Consider the following 21,471-nt stretch of genomic DNA (forward strand, 5'->3'; position numbering starts at 1 on the left):
AGGCGCGGTTCGAGTCGGCTCCACCTCGTATCCGCCCGCCGGGCCGTGCCCAGACAGCCTTGATCACCTCCCGTAGCAGGGCAGGGCTATCGTGGGTGATGTCGGAGAGCCGTGTGATGCCGGGGCAGCGACTGTCGGGGAGCGCGCTGCAAGGGCGGCGAGAGTGCTTGGGGGGCGGAGTGCAGTCGGACAGCGGCCCAGACGTCGGGCCCAGCCCCGGGGAAGCGGCCGCTTTTCTGTTGGACAAGATTCGTCAGGGGAACGGCTACGCCCGCAGTAGGAAGGAGCGGTTCAGTCGAAGTGCCTCCGTCGTCAAGGTGGCGATGCTCGCACTGTCCGCCGCGTCCACCGTCATCCTGGGCCTGCAGAATCTCAACGCGTGGGCTGGTACGGCCATGGCATGTGTGGCGCTGGTGACGTTGCTGGGAGCCATCGAGCCGTTCTTCAACTGGCGCTCCCGGTGGGTCCTGATGGAGGAAGCGCAGTATCGGTTCCAGCGGCTTGCCGATGACCTCGAATACCGCATTGCTTCGACGGCGGCCGATGAGCTCACTTTCGATCAGCTCAATGAGATCTTCGGGCGGTATCAGGCGATCTGGGATGATCTGAGCCGTACCTGGCTGGAACATCGTCGGGAAGCCGCGCCGTCGAGCCGGTGAGCCTTGTGCAACCTCATTCTGAGGAGGTCGAGCCCGACCTGCCCGGACCTGAGGTTGGAAGAGGCTCGGCACCAGGGCCGCGAGTCGGGAGCCGGGAGTCGGCTGCGTGATCCGTTCAGCGAGGGATGGTGCGACGAAACTTGGCAGGGTTGGCCAGGTAACGATCGAGGTCCGGGTCTTCGTGGAGTTCGAAGAACTCGTCATAAATCTGCCATGACGGTCCGAGTTCGGTGCGGAGACGGCCAACGGTTTGGCGTACCGCCACGTTGAACTGACGACACTCCGCTTCACGCCACGGTCCCGGGTCCGGAGGGCAACTCCAGTTCAACGACGTGTCGTACAGTGCCACCAGGCTCTCCAATTCGTCGCGGAGAGTCGGACTGATCGGCAGTCGATCCAGATCAACCGGGTATCCCCACGCGTCGCGGTCTTCCGGAGTCATGGCCCACAGAACGCCGCCCGATCCCGCGTCAAAGAAGAACCTGGCACTGGGCATGGTGCTATCCCTCAGTTGTGCGCACTCTTTTGGGCACACCCCCGGCGGAGGCGCGGCGCCGGTTGTCATACGGGCGCGCGACGCGGGGATGGACGCGGGGGAGTGTTGGCGCCATTGGCCGGAGACCGGGTCACAGGCGGCGCCAGTGGGTTTGCTGGTGGATGGTGCGGGCCTTTTCCTCGGCGGCGAGGCCGCGTTCTCGCTCTTCCAGGGTCAGGTTTCCGGTGGAGCCGACGCCTCGGCGGTGGGCGATGAAGACCACCGCGCCGACGAGCGCCAGACATAACGCTAGGACGAGCACGACCATGGTTTTCTCCTTCTTCCGGGTCCCTGGCTCCCGGCTGCCAATTCTGTTGCCACGATACGCCGTTGAATTGCGCGCGTCACAGGTACGTCCAGCGCCAGGCGTTGGAGCCGTAGGAGCACTTGATCTTCCGGCCGCTTTCGGTGGAGGTGGTGGCTCCGTGGTCGCTGTTGCGGCAGAACTGGCCTGCTGAGTAGCAGTTTCCGGCGCTCGAGACGATTGAGCATGTGCCGGAGTTGTCCTGGTTGTTGCTGCTGCTGTCGCTGTCGCTGTTGCCGCTTCCGCCGTCGGCGGCCTTGGCGGGGGTGGTCTTGGTGACGGTGACCGTGGGGCGGGGTTTTGCTTTGATGGTTTCGGTGACCGTCGGGGCCGGCCCAGGGGTGGCCGCGGTGGTCGCTGTGATGGTCGTCGTGGGTTTGGCCTTGGTGTCGACCGGCTGCTTTCCGTCGTCCCCGGTGGAACCGATGGCCACGCCCGCTATGAGCAGGGCCGCGCCTCCGAGCCAGACGAGTACGCGTTTGTGGAGCGGACGGCCGCCGGGTGGGGGTGGGGGCGGTGTCGGAGGTATGGGAGCGGTGTACGGATTGGTCATCTTGTCCCCCCAGGGGCGAATTTGGTGGAGGGACCGTAGTGCTCTGGGGAGTGAAGGTGTGAGGGGGTGCGCGGGAGAAGTGATGATTCTGTAACCGAGGGTGATGCAAGGGGGTCTGCTGGGGTTGGTGAGGTTGTCGTGACTGAATCGTGTTCGATTTATGTGCAACCCCGGCCCGGGTGTGCGGGTCTTGCCTGCAACGAGTTCTGCGCGGTACCTGGGCGCAGGGCGCTGGGAGCACAGGGAGAAGCACAGTGCGAGTCGCTGCCGTACGCCGTACCGTCCTGGCCGTGTCCGCGGTCGTCGTCGCGTTGGGGACCACCGCCTGCGGGGGTGGTGACAAGGAGACCGGCGGCAAGGAGGCGAAGTCCGGGGGGAAGTCGGCCAAGCCGGCGGCGAAGGCGCTCAGCGCCAAGGAGCTGGAGAAGCTCGTGATCGCGCAGGGCGACGTCAAGGGGCGAGAGGTCAAGAAGCCGGGCAAGGACGACGCTTTTCAAGCCGGGGACGTCACGGTCGAAAAGGCCGCGTGCAAGCCCGTTGCCCAGGTGCTGTCCGCGCTGCCGGCGGGCAAGCCGGCCGCGACCGCTCAGCGGCTCGTCGTCCACAAGTCGGAAAAGGCCGGGAAGGGTATCCCCCCGGTGGACGAGCTGGCTGACATGACGGAACAGGAAGTCGAGGACGCGACGATCGACTCGCTGGACATCACCAAGACCCAGACCTCTCTGTGGTCCTATGACGCCGATGGTGCGCACCAGACTCTCGCCACTTTGCGAAAGGCCGGCAAGAAGTGCGCCGGGGGCTTCATGATGACTGCCGACGGGGAAAAGCAGCAGGTCACCAAAATCAGCCAGGAGAAGATGTCCGTCGGCGAGGAGGCTGTCGCCTGGACGGTCGGTACGAAGCAGGACGGCACCGCTGCCGACACCAAGGTCGTGGTTTTCCGTAAGGGCACCACGCTCGCCGGGTTCTCGTCCTTCAACATCGCGTCCGTCACCCGGGGTGAGGCGTATGAGCAGCCCACCGCCGTGATCGACGCGCAGGCCGCCAAGCTCGGCAAGTCCTGAGCCGTATTTGAGCGTTATTTCTGTATCGGTGAAGCGAAGCGAAGCGAAGTTAGCGGACGAAACTGCGGGGGCGGGGAGGGGTCCGGTGCCCCTCCCCGCGCCGGTCGACTCCTGTCAGGCAGGTGGAGCCGTCACGCGGCTGTGGCGAGATACGCGACCGGACCCGGGACTTTCATCCACGGCACCGACTCGTCGTCGGCGATGTGGCTCCCCGGTGCCCTGTCGTCCTCTTCCTGCTTCTTCTGGAGGAAGGTCAAGAGCTGAGTGGTGGCCGCGATGAGAGCACCGAGACCGCCGAAGAATGTACCGAGGGCTTCAAGGGTATCGAGGAACATGGCGCTCGCTTCCCGCGCACGGGCCGGGCGCGCATTCCAGAGGTCACACTGACAGGAAATTGATTCCTGGGGCGGAGAAGATGAAGGAACCGGCCCTTCCAGCAGCTTCTCGGCCACTTACGGCTCGCGTCCCGGCGTATGCAGGGTTTGCGCCCATGGCGAGGCTTTTGCCCACAGGGGGGCTCGCAGTCGCCCAGTGGTACATGCGAATCAGCACGGTCTTCCTCCTCTCCTTCTCCGTAGAAGGTGTGAGCTTTGCACTTTAGCCGTGTCGCACCATTCGGTACAGCACCCGTCCGGCCTGGCGTCGCATTTCAGCCACTCGGTGGTCCGTCAGGTCGGACGAGGTCGCTAGAGGTGCGTCGGGTCCGCTATGTCCCGTTTCCCTGTTCCTGGTTGAATTCCTCGACCCACTTCTTGTGCTGCTCGTAGTCGTCCGTGAAGCGCGTGTCGCCCGGTTTGACGGTGACGAAGTAGAGCCAGTCGCCCGGAGCGGGGTGCTGGGCGGCCTTGATGGCGTCGGGGCCCGGGTTCCCGATCGGGGACGGGGGCAGGCCCTTGTGGCGGTAGGTGTTGTAGGGGGAGTTGAGGCGGGTGTCCGAGTGGCTGGTGTTGAGGGTGGAGCGCTTGAGGGCGTAATTGATGGTCGAATCCATCTGGAGCGGCATATCGCGCTTGAGGCGGTTCTGTATGACGCGGGAGACCTTGGCCATGTCCTGAGGGGTGTTCGCCTCGGCCTGGATGACGCTGGCGGCGACGAGCGTGTCGTAGTCCGGGGCGCCGGCCGTGGTGTGCCGCGTACGGGCCTTCTTGACCATGGACTTGACCAGTGAGGTCGGGGACGTCTCCGGCCGTACGACATACGTGGAGGGGTAGAGGTATCCCTCCGGGTTGCCCTTCGCCGCCGCCGGCAGCTCGAGCTTGCCCTTGCGGCCGGCGCGCTTCGCGGCCTTCTCCGTCGTCCCTTCGGGTACGGAGAGCGCCCGGTCGGCAGCCTCGTACACCTGGGAGGCACGCCAGCCCTCCTGTACGTGGAGGTATGTGGTCTGCCACTCCCGTTGGTAGTGGCGGAACAGCAGTACGCCTGCTGTCGCCACGGCGACGGCACACAGCAGCGTCAGCGCGACGAGCAGGCGCCTCCGGTTCCCGGTCCTGGTGGTCATGGGGAGAACGGTAGGACAGCACGCCGACTCACCGGGCACGGAAGGTGGTTATGGGAGGGGCTGGTTATGGGACCAATACCACCTTTCCCGTCGTGCCGCGGGTCTCCAGCGCCCGATGCGCGGCGCCCGCCTCGGCGAGCGGGAACGTGTGCACGAGGGGTGTGAGCACCCCCTTGCCGGCCAGCTCCAGCGCCTCGGTCTCCAACTCGCGCTTGTGCTCCAGCATGAAGCCGCCCTCCAGGGGACGGACGGTGATGCCCCGGGCGGCCTTCTCTTCGGCAGATTCCGCTGAGGGGAGGTCTTCCCCTGGTGCTTCCCCTGACCCCTGCTGCCCTGGCTCTCCCTGCTGTCCCGCCTGTGCCCGCTGCCCCGGTTCCTCCTGCCGCCCGCCGGTGCCGCTCAGCAGTGAGGACGAGCCGCCGTAGGCGTAGTGCGTGCTGCCATGTGCGAGCAGCCCGAGCGCCGTACGGGAGAGGGTGCCGCCGGGGCCGTCGAACAGGTGGTGTACGGGACGTTCGCCGTACGCCGCTCGGATGCGGTCGGCCCAGTCCGGGCGCGAGTAGTCGACGGCGAGGTCGGCGCCCAGTTCGCGGACGGTCGCCGTCTTGGCCGGGCCGCCCGCGGCGCCGATCACGCGGGCGCCCTGGTGCTTGGCGTACTGCGTCAGCAGGGCGCCCATACCTCCGGCGGCGCTCAGGACCAGCACGGTGTGCTCGGCGCGGATGTCGGTCCCGCGGAGTACGCCCATGACGGTGCGCCCGGTGCCGATCATGGCGACCGCCTGCGCGGCGGAGAGCGCCTCGGGAACGGGCTGGAGCGCGGTCGCGTCGGCGACGGCGAGCTCGGCGTAGCCGCCTGGCGCCCGGCCGAGGTGCACGGTGACCTGCTGGCCGAGCCAGTGTTCGGGCGTGCCCTCGCCCAGCGCCTCGACCGTTCCGGCGACCTCGCGGCCGGGGATGGTGGGCAGTTCGGGGAGGGGGAGCGGGCCCTGTCCGACACCGGCGCGCAGGGTGGCGTCCAGCAGGTGAACGCCAGCGGCGCGTACGGCTATCCGGACCTGGCCGGGGCCGGGGAGGGGGTCGGGCACCTCCTCGTACGTCAGGTTCTCGGCGGGACCGAAGGCGTGCAGGCGTACGGCGTGCATGGGCGTCGCTCCTTCTGGGACGAGCCGGACCGGATGTCCGGCTCGCTCGCACCAAGGCTCCGACTTGAAGTGTGGTTGAAGTCAACCGCGGGCTTGAAGCCGCCGTTGTCAGTGGCCGGGGGCAGCATGGCTCACATGGCGACATCGGCAGTACGTGAAGCACGGCGCCCGGAGATCTCCCTGCCCGAGCTGCGGCCCTTCGCTGGGCGCGGCCTGGAGCCCGACGGGGATTACGACGGAGTGCGGTTCGAGGGGCTCGATCTGAGCGGGGCCGACGGGAGCGGTGCCACGTTCCTGGACGTGGGGATGTACAGATGCGCGCTGGACGAGGCCCGGCTGGGGCGGCTTCGGGTGATCGACTCCGTGCTGGAGGGGGTCTGGGGTGTCGGCACCCAGCTCGCGGGCGCCGAGCTGCGCGATGTGGAGCTGCGGGACGCCCGGCTGGGCGGCGTGCAGCTGCACGGAGCGCGGCTGAACCGGGTGCTGGTGCGGGGCGGGAAGATCGACTTCCTGAATCTCCGGCAGGCCGAGCTGACCGATGTCACCTTCGAGGGCTGTGTGCTGCACGAGCCCGACTTCTCGGGTGCTTCGCTCGAACGGGTGGGGTTCCGCGACTGCGTGCTGCGCCGGGCCGAGTTCCACCTCGTACGCCTCACGGACGTGGACCTGCGCGGGGTGACGGAGCTCGAACTGGCCACGGGGGTGGACCGGCTGGCCGGCGCCGTCATCAGCCCTGGCCAACTGATGGAGCTCGCCCCGGCGTTCGCGGCACAGATCGGGGTGCGGGTGGAGCCATGAGGGCCGCGCGAGCCCTCACGGCGTGCGACCCCTCACGGGCCGGTCTCACGGCACCGGGACCCTGGGAAAGCGGGCCGTCAGCGACCACACGGCCGGGTTGGCCTCAAGGCCCTCGTGCATGTCGGAGAGGTCGGCCACGAGGTCGTGCAGGAAGTCCCGGGCCTCGCGGCGCAGCTCGTCGTGCGAGAAGGAGAGCGGGCCCTCGTCGTCGGGCGCCCAGTCGGCGGTGATCTCCACCCAGCCGAAGCGGCGGGTGAAGCGCAGCAGTTCGGCCGACTCGGTGAAGTCCAGGGTGGCGCGGTGCGGCCCCGGGGACCGGCTGCCGCGCGGGTCGCTGTCCAGTTCTTCGACGGTGTCGCACAGCGCCCAGGCGAAGTCGAGCACCGGCACCCATCCCCAGGCTGTGGACAGCTCGCGGTCGGTGGCCGTGTCGGCGAGATAGATGTCGCCGCAGAAGAGATCGTGCCGCAGGGCGTGCACGTCGGCGCTGCGGTAGTCCGTCTGGGGCGGGTCGGGGAAGCGGCGGGAGAGGGCGTAGCCGATGTCGAGCACGCCGCGATGGTGTCACGCCCGCGCGAGCGCTGGACGCGGGGCGGGCGGCTGGTGGCCGGCGGCGGGCCGTCGGGTGGCGCTCCCTCGGTGGGGAGCGCCACCCTCAGGGCCGCGCGGCCTCGAGTCCGTCCAGCGAGCCGGCCGGGCAGGGCTTCGGAGCGGCTCTCAGACGTTGACGCCGAAGTCCTGGGCGATGCCCACCAGGCCGGAGGCGTAGCCCTGGCCGACGGCGCGGAACTTCCACTCGGCGCCGTTGCGGTACAGCTCGCCGAAGACCATGGCGGTCTCGGTCGCGGCGTCCTCGCTCAGGTCGTAGCGGGCGATCTCGGTGCCGCCGGCCTGGTTGATGATGCGGATGAAGGCGTTCCGCACCTGGCCGAAGTTCTGGCTGCGGGTCTCCGCGTCGTAGATCGAGACCGGGAAGACGATCTTGTCGATCTCGGCGGGCAGCGCGGCCAGGTTGACGTTGATCTGCTCGTCGTCGCCCTCGCCCTCACCGGTGAGGTTGTCACCGGTGTGCACGATGGACTGGTCCGGCGTCGCCTTGTTGTTGAAGAAGATGAAGTGCTGGTCGGAGTAGACCTTGCCCTCGGCGGTCACCGCGATGGCGCTCGCGTCGAGGTCGAAGTCCGTGCCGGTGGTGGTGCGCACGTCCCAGCCGAGGCCGACCGTGACGGCGCTCAGGCCCGGTGCCTCCTTGGTGAGCGAGACGTTGCCGCCTTTGGACAGGCTTACAGCCATGGGGTGTGCCCTTCTGTCGTGTCTGGCTCTTGTGGTGATCCCCGAGGAAATCACCGGCGTCGGAACGGAACCTCGCCGGGGTCCGCGGCCGCACGCCTCACACCCTGCACAACGCAGCGGGGGGACGGGCGGGTTCCAGCTTTCCGGGCCGACTTTGCTTTCTTTACCTTCGCGGCGGGACCAGCTGGGCGAAACCAGCCGGACGAAACCAGCCGGGCGAAAAGCGGATGACGTCCGCGCCCTGAGCCCTGACCATGGAACCCATGTCCGGTCCCTACTACATCCGAGGCGCGGTCGCCCTGCCCGAGGCCGAGCTGACGTGGCGCTTCACGCGCTCGTCGGGGCCGGGCGGCCAGCATGTGAACACCAGCGACAGCCAGGTCGAGCTCCGCTTCGACGTGGGCGGCACCCAGGCGCTGCCCGAGGTGTGGAAGAGCCGCGCGCTGGAGCGGCTGGCCAACCGCCTGGTGGACGGCACCGTGCTGGTCGTACGGGCGAGTGAGCACAGGTCGCAGTGGCGCAACCGGGAGACGGCGGCGGTGCGCATGGCCTCACTGCTCGCCGAGGCGACGGCGCCCCCGCCACCGCCGCGGCGCAAGAAGAAGGTCCCGCGCGGGATCAATGAGCGCAGGCTGCGCCAGAAGAAGCAGCGCAGCGAACTGAAGCGGGGCCGCACGGGGCGCGGCTGGGACTGACGGTCCCGGTTCCCCGCAAGCAGCCCTCGACGACGCGTAGGGGCACTTCTTCACCGGCTCCCGCGAGGGGTCACCTCAGCGACCGGTACCGCCCGCTGTAGTACAGCAGTGGCCCACCCTCGGCATGGGTGACTCGCGTGGCCAGTACGCGCCCGATGACCAGGGTGTGGTCGCCCGCCGTCACCCGCTGCTCCGTGCGGCATTCGACGGCCGCCAGCGCGCCGTCCACCAGGGGGGCGCCGCTGACGGTGCCGCGGGTGTGGGGGAGCTCCTGGAAGAGGAGCCGGTCGCTGAGCCGCGCCTTCATTGCGAAGCGACCGGCGGTCTTGGTCTGGGCCTCCGTGAGCAGGGAGACCGCCCAGCGGTCCTGGCGTGCGAGCAGCTCGTCCATCCGGGATTCCTCGCGCACGCTGACCAGAACCAGCGGCGGGTCCAGCGAGACGGACATGAACGCGGTGGCCGTCATGCCGACGTCCTCGCCGCGCGCTCCTTCCTCCGGGTCGTGCGCGGTGACAAGCACTACGCCGGCCGCCAGCCGCGCCATGGCGGCGCGGAACTCCTCGTCACTCACTCCATCAGGATGGGGCATCGAAGGGGTGTGGGGCACGGGGGTCGTTTGCTGCTGCACTGCGTAGGACACGTCGGCTACGCTAGCCGCCGCCTTTCGGCCCCCGCATCGGGCTCGGGGACCAGAAGGGGCCTAGGACCATCGACGGCACCGGCCCGCGTCCGACGGCACCGGCCCGCATCGGGGGCGTTTCCACGGCTGTGCCGGAGGCACCCGCGCCGCATGCGCGGGACGGGCGCACACTGCATGCTCGGACGTGCACGCACGGCATGCCCAGACATGCACCCACGGTGTACGCAGGCACTCCAGGGGATACGTTGCGCAATCAACTAATCGCGCACTGTTGTGACTTGAGTCACAGAGGGCATTAATTGTTGACCCTGTGTACCGGGTGAACAGCTCGCTGTGATTCAGTGGCCGTGGCAGCCGAAAACGCAGCCGAGACGCTGAGGCAGTGAGGCCCGGAAGCGACGCCACGAGCACCTGGAGTTGACGAACAAGGCTCAGGGGGAGGGCTATGGAAACCGAGTCGGAGCCCTATGTCCGCCTCGCCAGTCTGCGTCAGTTGCACCGCGTAGTGGCGAAACTGAACACCGCCCGCAGCCTTGCCGACACTCTGCAGACGGTCGCCGACGGGGTGGTCGAGGGCCTCGGCTTCGAGATATCGGCAGTGCACCTGGTGCAGGCCGACGGGGATCTGGTGGTGGCCGCCGTCGCCGGCAGCGCGGCGGCCGAGTCGATGATGGCGGGCCGGGTCGGCCCCCGTACCGCCTGGGAGCGGCGGCTGTCGATGGGCGAGCAGTGGGGGGCGCTCCACTTCATCCCGTACACCGAGGGCTGGGTGCTGGACGACGACGAGGTGCCGCAGTGGCACGCCCCCTCCCCGGTACGGGACGCACCGGACGCCTGGCACCCGATGGACCGGCTCTTCGCGCCGTTGTGCGCCTCCGACGGCGAGCTGCTGGGCGTCCTGTCCGTCGACCGGCCCCGCAACGGCCGCCGTCCCGGCGCCTGGGGCTGCGAGGCGCTGCAGATGTACGCGTCCCAGGCCGCCATCGCCATCAGCAACGCCCGGCTGCGCTCGAACATGCAGCGTGCACTGGTGCGGCTGGAGCGCGAGCAGCAGGCGCTGCGGGCCAGCGAGGAGAGCTTCCGGCAGGCGTTCGAGTACGCGCCCAGCGGGATGGCTGTCGCGGAGATGGGCGGGGACCATCACGGGCGGCTGCTGCGGATCAACGACGCGCTGTGCCGCCTGCTGGGCCGGCCCGCCGCTGCGATGCGCCGCTACTCCTTCTCCGACCTGGTGCACCCCGACGACATCGGGACGCTGCTGCGCACCTCGGCCGAGGGCGGGCGGGCCGAGCTGCGGCTGGCGCGGCGGGACGGCAGCTACGTCTGGGTCTCGCTGCGCAACTCCGTGGTGGCCGACACCGCCGACGGGCCGCGCTATCTGCTCACCCACGTCGAGGACATCGAGGAGCGCAAGCGGCACGAGCTGCAGCTCGCGCACCGCGCCAGTCACGACTCGCTGACCGGGCTGCCCAACAGCGCGGAGCTGCGGGCACGGCTGGGCAGCCGGCTGTGCGCGCGGCCCGACGACCGTCCGGTGGCACCGGCCGGAGCCGTACCGGGGGTGGTGTCCGTCGACCCCTCCGCCGGGTACGCGGGCGGCGGGCCAGCCGGGTACGGGGGTGATTTCTGGGACCTGGAGGGCCTGGGCGGGATACCCGACGCCGGGCAGGGGGCCGGCGGTGCTGTGCCGCGCGGTCCCGCGCCCGGCCGTCCTGCCGACGCGCCGGGAGGCGCCGGCTACGGGGGCTTCGCCGGGTTCGGCGCCGACAGCGGCACCGACCCGCACCATGTGCACGCGGTGCCGCCCAAGGGCGAGGGGCCCGGCGAGAAGGGGCTCGCGGTTCTCTTCTGCGATCTGGACGGCTTCAAGTCCATCAACGACCGCTACGGCCACCACTGTGGCGACGCGGTCCTCATCGCGGTCGCCCGCCGGCTGGAGGCCGGGGTGCGGGACGACGACACGGTCGCCCGGCTGGGCGGCGACGAGTTCGTGGTGCTGGCCGACGGCCTGGGCCCGGCAGAGGCCCAGGATCTGGCCGTACGGCTGCGGAACGCGATCATTCCCCCGATTCAGGTTGACGGGCGCGCGGTGCGGGTAGGCGCCAGCTTCGGCATCGGCTGGGCGAGCTGCGGAATGACAGCCGAAGAGGTCCTGCAATCCGCTGACCAGCGCATGTATGTGGAGAAGCGCTCCCGGTCCAAGGGGCAGCGCCGGGCGGGCTGACACCGCCCCGGCCGCTCGGCCGCCGAACGTGCCGGAGGGTTCACCCAGGAGAGGTAGGCTCGCCCGGATACCTGACGCAGTAGGGAGTGAGGGGATGACCGCCGAGAACAACGGCACGGGGGCTGCGCCGGAAGGGGGCGACGAGGACCCGTTCGCGTATCTGTACCGGCAGGAGGGCGGTGCCCAGCAGTCGGACGCGCCCGGCCGGCAGCAGCAGCCCGGCGTCCCCCGTCGCTCCTTCAACCAGGTCCGTGCCGTCGGCGAGCGCCAGTACGGCTACGGCTATCCGCAGCAACAGCAGCGCAGCGGCTACGGCTATCCGCAGCAGGGGTCCGGCTACTCCCAGCAGCAGTCCGGCTACGGCTACCCGCAGCAGCCTCCGCCGCCCGAACACCAGCCCAGCCCGCACTACGCCGCGCCGGAGACGATGCCCGGCGGGCGGGCGGCCGCACGGCAGCAGGGCGCCCCGGGCAACGGCCGCGGCGGCCGGAGCAGGACCGGCCTCCTGGTGGGGGCGATAGCGGTGGTCGCCGCAGTGGTGATCGGTATCGGCGCGGCCATCGTCTTCAACGACGACGGCGGTGACGAGCCGCAGGCCAAGGAGACGGGCAGCTCCCAGCAGGACGAGCAGGACCCGAGCGACAACCCGAAAGACGACAAGGACAAGAAGCAGCAGCCCGTCTCGGACAAGCTGCCCAAGGAGGACGCGGCCAGCCTCAACCTGGACGGCGCCACCGTCGGCAAACAGGTGCCGGGCGCCAAGTCGCGCGGCGGCGCGTACGTCGACATGAACCACCCCGGTGCCGCGGCGACCTGGGAGCTCAAGGGCATACCCGCGGCCGGGAAGTACACCCTGCATGTGCGCTACACCGTGCCGGGCAAGGACTCGGACGCCTCGCTGGCCGTCAACGGGAAGCCGGAGAGCCGGCCGCTGCGGCTGAAGAACTTCTCGCACGCCGAAGAAGGCGACTGGGAGAAGGGCTGGACGAACTCCTACTCCTACCTTCAGCTCGACAAGGGCCAGAACTCGGTCAAGATCTCCTGCGACTCCGGGTGCGAGGCCAACCTGGACCAGGTCTGGCTCACCAAGGGCTGGGGCTAGCCCCAGCCCTCCGGGCCGGGCCGTCAGGCGGGTGAGCCCGGGCCGCCGGGCGGGCTGAGCCCCTTACGGGGCCTCGGCCCTGCGGACCCGGACCGAGGGGAGCATCAGCTCATAGGTCGGCTCGTCGAACTCCCCGGCCACCGGTGAGCGCACCGTCGCAGCCGACAGGGCGACCGCGCGGGCCAGCCGGTCCGGCCAGGGCAGGTCCTCCGCGAGCCCGGAGAGCAGGCCGGCGACGGCGGAGTCGCCCGCGCCGGTCGGGTTCCCGGCCAGCCGCTCGGGTACGGCCGCGCTCCAGGCGCCGTCCCGGGTGACCAGCAGCATCCCGTCGGCGCCCAGCGAGGCGGCCACCGCGTGCGCCCCGCGCCGCTGGGCCGCGCGGGCGGCGCGCAGCGGTTCGGCGGTGCCGGTGATCTGGGCGATCTCCTCCGCGTTGGGCTTGACGATGTCGGGCCGGGCCGCCAGCCCGCGGCGGAGCGGCTCACCGCTGGTGTCCAGCAGTACGGGAATCCGGGCGGTGCGGGTCTCGCGGACGAGCGTGGCGTACGCGCCGACGGGCACGCCCGGCGGCAGGCTGCCGCACAGCGCGACGGCGTCGGGGCCCTGGTCCAGCAGGTCGCGGTAGGCGGCCAGGAAGCCGTCCCACTCCTCGGGGGTGATGTGCGGTCCCGGCTCGTTGAGCTGGGTGGTGTCGCCGGTGGTCTCGTCGACGACGCCGACGGTGCGTCGGGTGCGTCCGGCGACCTGGAACAGCGCGTCGGTCACGGACGCGGTGGCACCGCCCGCGGTGCCGCTCCCCGCGGTGCCCTGCGCGGCGTCGGCGGTGTCCTGCGAGGTGTCCGCGGCGTCCGGCGCGGCGTCGGCGGCCAGCAGGGCCCGCAGGACGCGGCCCGTCTCGCCGCCGACGAAGCCGGTGACGGTCGTCTTGAAGCCGAGCGCGCCGAGCACCCGGGCGACGTTCAGGCCCTTGCCGCCGGGGCGTTCGGTCACCTCCCGCACCCGGTGCGAGGCGTGCGGGACCAGATGGGGCACCCGGTAGGTGAGGTCGAGGGCGGCATTGAGCGTGACGGTCAGGATCATCTGCGCGCACCACCCTCACCCGTCTCACGACGGTTCACGGCATACAACCGACGGCTCATGACATACAACCCACGACGAACGACACTGCGATGGAACGCGACCGCGCGAGCGATCATGCCTCCCCACCCTACGGCCGGGAGGTGTCCGCCGGTACCCGTGCCCCGCGGCCTCGCCGACCGGCTCAGCGGGGGTGCGGACGCACCTCCCAGCTGCCCTGCCGCATGACGCCGACCAGCGTGAACTCCTCGTCCAGCACCACCAGGTCGGCCAGTTTTCCGGGCTCCAGGGAGCCCACGCTCCCGGCCATGCCCAGCAGCCGCGCCGGGTTGGCGGACAGCGCGGCGACCGCGTCGGGGACCGGCAGCCCGTCGATGGTGACGGCGCGCTTGAACGCCTGATCGAGTGTCAGCGTGGAGCCGGCGATGGAGCCGCCCTCGACCAGCCGGGCCACCCCTTCGCGAACCTCGACCTCCAGATTGCCCAGCGGGTAGCGGCCGTCGCCCATGCCCGCCGCGCCCATCGCGTCGGTGATGAAGGCGACCCGGCCCGCGCCCGCCGACTCGAACGCCAGGCGGAGGACGGCAGGGTGCAGATGGGTACCGTCGTTGATCAGCTCGACGGTGACGCGCTCGTCCTCCAGCAGCGCCGCGACAGGGCCCGGCTGCCGGTGGCCCAGCGGCGGCATCGCGTTGAACAGGTGCGTGGCGACGGTCGCTCCGGCGTCGATGGCCTCCCGGGTGCCCTCGTAGCCGCCGTCCGTGTGACCGACGGCGGCGATCACGCCGCTGTCGGCCAGCAGCCGTACCGAGTCCAGCCCGCCGGGACGTTCGGGCGCGAGCGTCATCATCACGGCCCGGCCGCGCGCCCCGTCCAGCAGCTTGCGCACATCACCGGGGTCCGGGTCGCGCAGCAGCGACTCCTCGTGCGCGCCGCGCCGCTGACAGGAGATGAACGGACCCTCGAAGTGAATGCCCGCCAGATCGCCCTGCTCGACCAGCTCGCTGAGCGAGCCGGCCTGCCGGGACAGCTCGTCCAGGTCGCCGGAGACGGTGGAGGCCACCATGGTGGTGGTGCCGTGTCTGCGGTGGGTCTCAACGGCTCGCAGCGACTCCTCGTGGCTGCCGGCGGAGAAGGAGGCGCCCCCGCCGCCGTGCACATGGATGTCGACGAAGCCGGGCACGATCCAGTGCCCCGTCAGATCGAGCGTCTCCTGCTCCGTCGGATCGAGCGTCTCCCGCTCCGTCGGATCGAGCGTCTGCTGCCCCGTCAGCTCCGGCGCCGGAGCGGAGTCCGGCGTCCGCGTGGAGCCGACGGCGGCGAGAGTGCGGCCCTCCACCGTCAGTCTGCCGTTCTCGCGCACCCCTTCGGGCACCACCACCCGGGCCCCGGTCAGCACCGTTCGCTTGCTCATCGGCTCGTAACCTCCGCGGAGAGTAGGTCCCAGGCCAGGAGCCCTGCGCCCAGGCAGCCCGCGGCGTCTCCCAGTGCCGCGGGCACGATGGCCGGGAGTGGCTGAAAGGTGACCTTCTCGCGCACCGCCTCCCGGAGCGGAACGAAGAGGGTGTCGCCCGCCTCGGCGAGACCGCCGCCGATGATCAGTGTGCGGGGGTCGAGCAGGGTGAGTCCCGTGACCAGGCCGGTGGCCAGCGCGTCGATGGCGTCGGCCCACACCTTCTGGGCGCGGGGGTCGCCCGCGGCGACGGCCTCGGCGGCGTCGGCCGCCGTCGCCTCCGGGTCGCCGCAGACCGCGGCCCAGGCCGCGCCGATCGCCGAGGCCGAGGCGAGCCGTTCCAGACAGCCGCGCTGCCCGCAGCCGCAGGGCGGTCCTTGAGGCCGTACGACTATGTGGCCGATCTCGCCCGCGCTGCCGTGTGCCCCCGCCTCGACCCGGTCGCCGATGCCGATGGCGCCCGCGATGCCGGTGCCCAGGGGCAGGAAGAGGTAGCGGTCGACGCCTTCGCCTGCGCCGATGCGGCCCTCGGCGAGTCCGCCGGTGCGCACATCGTGGCCGAGCGCCACTGGCAGCGGCGGCAGGTGCTCGTCCCGCTCCCGGCCGAGGCGCTCGCTCAGCAGAGTGCGCAGGGGTACGTCGCGCCAGCCGAGGTTGGCGGAGAAGACGGCGATGCCGTGCTCCTCGTCGACGGTGCCGGGGACGGCGACCCCCGCTGCGGACGGCTCGGTGCCGTACTGGCGCAGCCCCACGGCGCGCAGTTCGGCGGCGAAGTCGAGGATTCCGGACACGACCGCCTCGGGGCCGCGCCGGCGCTCGGTCGCCCTGCGCGCCTCGTACAGCAGTTCGTTGCCGTCGCCGATGAGCGCGGCCTTCATTCCGGTGCCGCCGACGTCCAGGGCGATGACGTAGCTCGGGGCAGAGGTACTGGGGGCCTCGTCGCGGGTACTCACGCGGAACAGTCTCCGCGAGAGGACTGAAAAGGTCTAGTCCACTCCAGGAGTCCATGCCTCCGGATCATCGAATGGACGCCAAGCCGATTTCGTACCGGTATCCGGTTTCGCTGGACGCTCGGGGCCTCTTGGGGGAGACTCCCCGCTGACGGGCCGAGGTTGGTGGTGCCAGGGGGGAAGGTGGGCACCGAGTGGCTCGCGCCACGTTCTGAGGTTCGCAGGGCTGAGGGGTATGGAGAAGATGGAACGGCGTCGATTCCTGGGTATGGCCGCCACAGGAGTGGCCGGAGCGGCCGGAATGACCGCGCTGTCCGGCTGTGCCGGCGGCCCGGGATCGGGAGAGGTGACGCTGAAGCTGGTCGCCGCCGACTACGGGAACCCCGGAGCGGACAACAGCTCGAAGACCTACTGGCGCGAACTCGCCGACAGGTTCACCAAGAAGAACCCCGACATCCGCATCGATGTCACCGTCTACAGCTGGAACGACATCGGCAAGAAGCTCACCGACATGGTCGACTCGGGCAATCCCCCGGACATCGCCCAGGTCGACTCGTACGCCGACTGGGCGGCCGAGGGAAAGCTCTACAAGGTCAGCGAACTCCTTCCGATACCCGCGCAGGCCGAGTTCCTCGTCTCCCTCGCCGAGGCCGGTGAGGTGCGCCGCGTCCAGTACGGGCTGCCGTTCGTCGCCAGCACCCGGGTGCTCTTCTACAACAAGGACCTCTTCAAGAAGGCCGGACTCGACCCCGACAAGCCGCCGGAGAGCTGGCAGGAGATCAAGTCCGCTGCCCGCGCCCTCAAGGCCGCCGGGGTCAAGATCCCCTACGGGCTGCCGCTCGGCCCCGAGGAAGCACAGGGCGAATCCCTGATGTGGATGCTCGGCAACGGCGGCGCCTATGTCGACAGCGTCGGCAACTACACCATCAACTCCCCCGAGAACATCGAGACGTTCCAGTGGCTGCGCGACAACCTCGTCGGCCCCGGCTACACCGAACCCGGCCCGCAGCGCGTCAACCGGCAGCAGCTCTTCGAAGCGTTCACCAGGGGTGAGGTGGGCATCCTCAACGGCCACCCCACCCTGATGCAGCAGGCCGACAAGAAACACATCTCCTACGGCACCGGAAAGCTGCCCGGCAGCAAGGGCCCCGCCGAGGGCACCCTGGGCGTCGCCGACTGGATGATGGCGTTCCGCAAGCACGGACACCGCGAGGCGTGCGGCAAGTTCCTCGAATTCGTCTTCCAGGAGAAGAACCACTACGCCTTCACCTCGCAGTACGGGCTGCTGCCCGTCACCACCAGCGCCTCCCGGCGGATGCGCAAGGACAAGGACCAGAAGAAGCTCTGGCCCTTCCTCGACCAGCTCACGGGCGCCGAGTTCTACCCGGTGGGCAAGGTCTCCTGGGCGGACACCAGCGCGGTCATCAAGAAGACCATCGGCAAGGCGGCCATGAAGGACGGCGACCCCAAGGGCGTACTGACCAGCCTCCAGCGCAAGGCGGAGGCCGAGGACAAGGCGGCACCGTCCTGACGGACCCGCCGCGTACGGTGGAGGGGTGGACGGAGCGGAAGAAGAGGCCCGTGCGGGGCTGTCCGACGAGGACCGGGCCGTGCTGGCCTTCGCCGCCCGCGGGTGGGCCTCGCCCGGCGAGAAGGAGCGGGCCATCCGGGAGCGGCTCGGGATGTCGCCGGTGCGGTATTACCAGCAGCTGAATGCGCTGCTTGATGATGAGAGGGCGCTGGCTTTCGACCCGGTGACGGTCAATCGGTTGCGGCGGCTCCGCCAGGAGAACCGGGACCGGACCCACTAACCCCTCGCCCCTGATGGGGGTACCCCTCCGCGCTTGCCGGGTACCGGTGCTGGTAACCCGCACTGGTTATGGTGCGATCATGTCGCTTCCCTCAATGCCGGAGACGGCCGCAGGGCGTGCCGGACTCGCCGCCATCCTCGCCGACCCGGCGCGAGCCGTCCTCGCGCTCGACTTCGACGGGACGCTCGCGCCCATCGTCACCGACCCGCAGGACGCGCGGGCCCGCCCCGAAGCGGTGCACGCGCTGGCGCGGCTGGCCCCGCGGCTGGCCGGCGTCGCCGTCATCACCGGCCGGCCCGCCGCGGACGCCGTACGGTTCGGCGGCTTCGAGAGCGTCGCCGGACTGGAGGGCCTGACGGTGCTGGGCGCGTACGGGGCCGAACGGTGGGACGCCGCCGACCCGGTCGTACGCGCGCCCGAACCGCCCGCCGGGGTCGCGGACGTACGGGCCGAACTCCCGGCCGTACTCGCCGCGTCGGCGGCGCCGCAGGGCACCTGGACGGAGGACAAGGGACGGGCGCTCGCCGTGCACACCCGGCGCGCGGCAACCCCCGACGAGGCGCTCGACCGGCTGCGCGCCCCGCTGTACGCCCTCGCCGAGCGGCACGGACTCGTGGTCGAGCCCGGGCGCATGGTGCTCGAACTCCGCCCGCCCGGCGCCGACAAGGGCGCGGCCCTGACCGGCTACGTCCACGAAAGGGCCGCAACCGCCGTCGCCTACGCGGGTGACGACCTGGGCGACGTCCCCGCGTACGACGCCGTCGAGGCGCTGCGCCGGGAGGGCGTTCCCGGGCTGCTGATCTACAGCGCGCCGGAGACGGCCACCGAGTCGGTGGAGGAGCTCCGTACCGGCGCCGACCTCCGCGTCACGGGCCCGGCCGGGCTGGCGGCCTGGCTGGAGGCCCTGGCGGACGAGCTGTAGACCGCGGCTGTGCTGCGGCCGCCACGACCGGTCAGGCCCTGAGTGCTTCCAGCTGGTCGAGGAGCCAGCTGGCCGGCGGCCGTGAAGTGGCGATCCCGGCCAGACGCCGGGTCCGCTCCGTGCGGGTGGCGGCGTCCAGCTCCAGCGCGGTCCGCAGCACTTCGGCCGTCTCCCGCACGTCGAAGGGGTTCACCGCGAGCGCTTCGGACGCCAGTTCCTCGTACGCTCCCGCCTCCCGGGAGAGCACCAGCGCGCAGCCCTCGTCGGAGACCACGGGGATCTCCTTGGCCACGAGGTTCATCCCGTCGCGGATGGGGTTCACCAGCGCCACGTCCGCCATCCGGTAGGCGGCCAGCGACCGGGCGAAGTCGTCCTTGACGTGCAGGACGACCGGTGTCCAGCCGTCGGTGCCGAACTCCTCGTTGACCGCGTCGGCGACCCGGCCGACCTCGGCGGTGTAGTCGCGGTAGACGGCCAGGTCCTGCCGCGAGGGGTAGGCGAAGGCGAGATGGACGACGCGCTCGCGCCACTCGGGGTGCTCGGCCAGCAGCCGCCGGTACGCGTACAGGCCGCGGACGATGTTCTTGGACAGCTCGGTGCGGTCCACCCGCACGATGGTCCGCCTGGGGCTGCCGTCCGGGCCCGCGCCCACCTGCTCGCGCAGCTGTGCCATCCGCTCGGTCACGTCGTCACGGTGCGCCCGCTCGCGCAGGAAGTCACCGTCCGCGCCCAGCGGGTGCACCCCGATCCGCGTCGTACGGCCCTCGGACGTCACCGAGAGGGTGCCGTCCTCACCTTCGGTGACCGTGGCCCCCAGTACCCCACGGCAGCACTCGGTGAACAGCCGGGCCCAGCGTGCGGTCAGGAACGCGGTGCGGTCGGCGCCGAGCATGCCCCGCAGCACCTTCGCCGCGACCTCGTCGGGCAGCAGCCGGAAGTAGTCGGCGGGCGCCCAGGGGGTGTGCGAGAAGTGGCCGATCCGCAGGTCGGGACGGCGCTCGCGGAGCAGGCCGGGGACGAGCGTGAGGTGGTAGTCCTGCACCAGCACGGTGGCGCCCTGCCCGGCCTCCTGGGCGAGCGCGTCCGCGAAGGCGGCGTTGTACTGCTCGTACGCCGTCCACTGGCGGTCGAATTCCTGGTCGAAGACGGGCTCCAGCGGCGTCTGGTACAGCATGTGGTGGGTGAACCACAGCACGGAGTTGGCGATGCCGTGGTAGGCCGCCTCGAAGGTGTCGGCCGGGATGTCGAGCATCCGTACGGACTGGCCGCCGGTGTCGCCGCCGTCCAGGTGACCTCCCGAGCGCCGGGCCGCCTCGCGGTCGCCCGCACCGAGCGCCGCGCACACCCATACCGCGTCCGCCTCGGGCCCGATGGCCGACAGCCCGGAGACCAGGCCGCCGCCCCCGCGCCTCGCGGTGAGCGTGCCGTCGTCGTCCAGCGTGTAGGACACGGGCCCGCGGTTCGAGGCGACGAGGACCTGTGCCGCCGCCTCCTCCGGTCCCGGTGCTCCCTGTGATGATGTTGCTCCAGCGACCATGCGGCGAGCCTAACTGCCGCCGAAACCGCTCAAAAGGGCACCCTCAGGCCGCCACCCGCTGCCCATATTCGGGCACCGTGCACATCGGTGGCCGCTCCTCGGCGTCCACCAGGTGGCCGCGGGGAACGAAACAGCCGGTCGTGTCCCGCTCGAACTGGGTCAGCTCCGTTCCGCCGGACCGGCCCTCGAACCTGCTGAGCGCCTCGTATGCCGGTGGGCCGCCCCTGCCGATACGGCGCTCGGCCGCCGCGTAGATGGCGGTGGCCATCCGGCCGAGTGCCTGTCCGTCCTGGTTGCGGTGCAGCCGCACGCCCACGTCGACCTGGGCCAGCGCGTCGAGACCCACCAGCTCCAGCGTGTCGACCAGGATCGCCAGCTCCACCCCGTAGCCGACCGGGAAGGGCAGCCGTTCCAGCAGCGAACGGCGTGCCGCGTACTCGCCGCCCAGCGGCTGGACCAGCCCGGCCAGCCGCGGCCAGTGCAGGTTGAGCAGGGGGCGCGCAACCAGCTCGGTGACCCGCCCGCCGCCGGCCGGGCTGCCGGACAGCGGCCGGTCGTACATCGCCTTGACCAGGTGCACATCCGGCTCCGTCAGCAGCGGCCCGACGATGCCGGTGACGAAGTCCGGCGAGAACTCGCGCAGGTCCGCGTCGACGAAGCAGACGATGTCACCGCTGGTCGCAAGGAGCGAGCGCCACAGCACCTCGCCCTTGCCGGGCCGGGTCGGCAGCCTGGGCAGCACCTCGTCCCGGTGGATCACCTCGGCCCCGGCCGCCGCCGCGACCTCGGCCGTACGGTCGGTCGAGCCCGAGTTCATCACGACCAGCTCGTCCACCAGCGGCGTTGCGGCATCGCGGCGGGGCGAGGCCAGCTCGCTGCGGATCGTCGAGACGATGTCACCGACGGTGGCCTCCTCGTTGAGCGCGGGCAGCACCACGCTGACGGTGGTGCCGGTGCGGCGCTTGGCCGCCAGGAGCGCCTCCAGCGGCCGGTCAGCGACGCGCCAGGAGCGGCGCCGCAGCCATTGGCCCACTTCATCGAGCACGTGCGCGCCTTCCTGTAGTCGGTGGGGGTGATCCATGGGGCGGCGGTGATCCATCTCGCGGTTCGGACGTCCCTCTCAAGCGTGACCGCCGTCCGTTACAGTCTTGAACAACGCAGGTGACCTCCGCATCTCGGGGTCGCCGTGACAAACGCCCGAGCGGCTCCCTG

Annotated in this window: 23 protein-coding genes; 9 read left to right on the top strand and 14 right to left on the bottom strand. The window is 70.6% G+C overall.

Annotated features, from left to right (window positions below; translation table 11 throughout):
- Positions 1–239: 239 nt before the first annotated feature.
- Positions 240–659 carry an SLATT domain-containing protein gene (locus HC362_RS18105; RefSeq protein ID WP_243084963.1) on the top strand — a complete coding sequence of 140 codons (420 nt, stop codon included), beginning with the start codon at positions 240–242 and terminating at the stop codon, positions 657–659.
- A gap of 115 nt (positions 660–774) precedes the next feature.
- Here HC362_RS18105 and HC362_RS18110 read toward each other — a convergent pair whose 3' ends face one another.
- The 3 genes from HC362_RS18110 to HC362_RS18120 all read right to left on the bottom strand — a co-directional run bounded on the left by HC362_RS18110 (position 775) and on the right by HC362_RS18120 (position 2,051).
- A complete protein-coding gene (locus tag HC362_RS18110; protein ID WP_243084964.1) occupies positions 775–1,155 on the bottom strand; it encodes a hypothetical protein in 381 nt (126 codons plus the stop codon).
- A gap of 130 nt (positions 1,156–1,285) precedes the next feature.
- Positions 1,286–1,462 carry a hypothetical protein gene (locus tag HC362_RS18115; protein ID WP_243084965.1) on the bottom strand — a complete coding sequence of 59 codons (177 nt, stop codon included), beginning with the start codon at positions 1,460–1,462 and terminating at the stop codon, positions 1,286–1,288.
- 76 nt (positions 1,463–1,538) lie between these two features.
- Positions 1,539–2,051: a hypothetical protein gene (locus tag HC362_RS18120; RefSeq protein WP_243084966.1), complete on the bottom strand. Its 513-nt coding sequence runs from the start codon at positions 2,049–2,051 to the stop codon at positions 1,539–1,541.
- 254 nt (positions 2,052–2,305) lie between these two features.
- Here HC362_RS18120 and HC362_RS18125 point away from each other — a divergent pair, with 254 nt between their 5' ends.
- A complete protein-coding gene (locus HC362_RS18125) occupies positions 2,306–3,115 on the top strand; it encodes a hypothetical protein (RefSeq protein ID WP_243084967.1) in 810 nt (269 codons plus the stop codon).
- Positions 3,116–3,246: 131 nt separating this feature from the next.
- On the opposite strand, the gene HC362_RS18130 is transcribed toward HC362_RS18125, so the two are convergent.
- From HC362_RS18130 to HC362_RS18140, 3 genes are all read right to left on the bottom strand, one after another.
- Complete coding sequence (locus tag HC362_RS18130) at positions 3,247–3,567, bottom strand: hypothetical protein (RefSeq protein ID WP_243084968.1); 321 nt, start codon at positions 3,565–3,567, stop codon at positions 3,247–3,249.
- Between the two features lie 254 nt (positions 3,568–3,821).
- Positions 3,822–4,613 (bottom strand): endolytic transglycosylase MltG, encoded by a 792-nt coding sequence (gene mltG / locus HC362_RS18135; RefSeq protein WP_243084969.1) that lies wholly within the window; start codon positions 4,611–4,613, stop codon positions 3,822–3,824.
- 64 nt (positions 4,614–4,677) lie between these two features.
- Positions 4,678–5,757 carry a zinc-binding dehydrogenase gene (locus HC362_RS18140; protein ID WP_243084970.1) on the bottom strand — a complete coding sequence of 360 codons (1,080 nt, stop codon included), beginning with the start codon at positions 5,755–5,757 and terminating at the stop codon, positions 4,678–4,680.
- A 135-nt stretch (positions 5,758–5,892) separates the two neighbouring features.
- Between HC362_RS18140 and HC362_RS18145 the strand changes: the two genes are divergently transcribed.
- Positions 5,893–6,555: a pentapeptide repeat-containing protein gene (locus HC362_RS18145; RefSeq protein WP_243084971.1), complete on the top strand. Its 663-nt coding sequence runs from the start codon at positions 5,893–5,895 to the stop codon at positions 6,553–6,555.
- 45 nt (positions 6,556–6,600) lie between these two features.
- Here HC362_RS18145 and HC362_RS18150 read toward each other — a convergent pair whose 3' ends face one another.
- Complete coding sequence (locus HC362_RS18150; protein ID WP_243084972.1) at positions 6,601–7,107, bottom strand: hypothetical protein; 507 nt, start codon at positions 7,105–7,107, stop codon at positions 6,601–6,603.
- A 165-nt stretch (positions 7,108–7,272) separates the two neighbouring features.
- Positions 7,273–7,848 carry a TerD family protein gene (locus HC362_RS18155; protein WP_209266695.1) on the bottom strand — a complete coding sequence of 192 codons (576 nt, stop codon included), beginning with the start codon at positions 7,846–7,848 and terminating at the stop codon, positions 7,273–7,275.
- Between the two features lie 254 nt (positions 7,849–8,102).
- On the opposite strand from HC362_RS18155, the gene arfB reads away from it, so the two are divergent.
- Positions 8,103–8,543: an alternative ribosome rescue aminoacyl-tRNA hydrolase ArfB gene (arfB, locus tag HC362_RS18160; RefSeq protein ID WP_243084973.1), complete on the top strand. Its 441-nt coding sequence runs from the start codon at positions 8,103–8,105 to the stop codon at positions 8,541–8,543.
- A gap of 70 nt (positions 8,544–8,613) precedes the next feature.
- Here arfB and HC362_RS18165 read toward each other — a convergent pair whose 3' ends face one another.
- Positions 8,614–9,132 carry a flavin reductase family protein gene (locus tag HC362_RS18165; protein WP_243084974.1) on the bottom strand — a complete coding sequence of 173 codons (519 nt, stop codon included), beginning with the start codon at positions 9,130–9,132 and terminating at the stop codon, positions 8,614–8,616.
- 496 nt (positions 9,133–9,628) lie between these two features.
- On the opposite strand from HC362_RS18165, the gene cdgB reads away from it, so the two are divergent.
- Positions 9,629–11,407 carry a diguanylate cyclase CdgB gene (gene cdgB, locus HC362_RS18170; protein WP_243084975.1) on the top strand — a complete coding sequence of 593 codons (1,779 nt, stop codon included), beginning with the start codon at positions 9,629–9,631 and terminating at the stop codon, positions 11,405–11,407.
- Between the two features lie 94 nt (positions 11,408–11,501).
- Positions 11,502–12,509, top strand: coding sequence for a hypothetical protein (locus tag HC362_RS18175; protein WP_243084976.1), 1,008 nt, complete (start codon positions 11,502–11,504; stop codon positions 12,507–12,509).
- Positions 12,510–12,572: 63 nt separating this feature from the next.
- Here HC362_RS18175 and HC362_RS18180 read toward each other — a convergent pair whose 3' ends face one another.
- The 3 genes from HC362_RS18180 to HC362_RS18190 all read right to left on the bottom strand — a co-directional run bounded on the left by HC362_RS18180 (position 12,573) and on the right by HC362_RS18190 (position 15,992).
- On the bottom strand, positions 12,573–13,589 hold the full coding sequence (locus tag HC362_RS18180; protein ID WP_243084977.1) for a 1-phosphofructokinase family hexose kinase: 1,017 nt from the start codon (positions 13,587–13,589) through the stop codon (positions 12,573–12,575).
- A gap of 181 nt (positions 13,590–13,770) precedes the next feature.
- Positions 13,771–15,000, bottom strand: coding sequence for an N-acetylglucosamine-6-phosphate deacetylase (nagA, locus tag HC362_RS18185; RefSeq protein WP_243084978.1), 1,230 nt, complete (start codon positions 14,998–15,000; stop codon positions 13,771–13,773).
- Complete coding sequence (locus HC362_RS18190; RefSeq protein WP_279240118.1) at positions 14,997–15,992, bottom strand: ROK family protein; 996 nt, start codon at positions 15,990–15,992, stop codon at positions 14,997–14,999. Before HC362_RS18190 ends, nagA begins: the two co-directional genes overlap by 4 nt.
- Before the next feature lie 241 nt (positions 15,993–16,233).
- Here HC362_RS18190 and HC362_RS18195 point away from each other — a divergent pair, with 241 nt between their 5' ends.
- From HC362_RS18195 to otsB, 3 genes are all read left to right on the top strand, one after another.
- Positions 16,234–17,520, top strand: coding sequence for an extracellular solute-binding protein (locus HC362_RS18195; RefSeq protein WP_243084979.1), 1,287 nt, complete (start codon positions 16,234–16,236; stop codon positions 17,518–17,520).
- A 25-nt stretch (positions 17,521–17,545) separates the two neighbouring features.
- Positions 17,546–17,800: a DUF3263 domain-containing protein gene (locus HC362_RS18200; protein ID WP_243084980.1), complete on the top strand. Its 255-nt coding sequence runs from the start codon at positions 17,546–17,548 to the stop codon at positions 17,798–17,800.
- Between the two features lie 79 nt (positions 17,801–17,879).
- Entirely contained in the window at positions 17,880–18,722 is an 843-nt protein-coding gene (gene otsB, locus HC362_RS18205; RefSeq protein WP_209266687.1) for a trehalose-phosphatase, read from the top strand.
- A 31-nt stretch (positions 18,723–18,753) separates the two neighbouring features.
- On the opposite strand, the gene HC362_RS18210 is transcribed toward otsB, so the two are convergent.
- Together HC362_RS18210 and HC362_RS18215 are read right to left on the bottom strand one after the other, a co-directional pair.
- Positions 18,754–20,259: a trehalose-6-phosphate synthase gene (locus tag HC362_RS18210; RefSeq protein WP_243084981.1), complete on the bottom strand. Its 1,506-nt coding sequence runs from the start codon at positions 20,257–20,259 to the stop codon at positions 18,754–18,756.
- A gap of 43 nt (positions 20,260–20,302) precedes the next feature.
- Entirely contained in the window at positions 20,303–21,304 is a 1,002-nt protein-coding gene (locus HC362_RS18215; RefSeq protein ID WP_243084982.1) for a glucosyl-3-phosphoglycerate synthase, read from the bottom strand.
- Between the last annotated feature and the right edge of the window lie 167 nt (positions 21,305–21,471).

Origin of the sequence: Streptomyces sp. 891-h (assembly GCF_022760275.1) — a bacterium.
In the GTDB taxonomy this organism is placed as follows: Bacteria; Actinomycetota; Actinomycetes; order Streptomycetales; family Streptomycetaceae; genus Streptomyces; species Streptomyces spirodelae.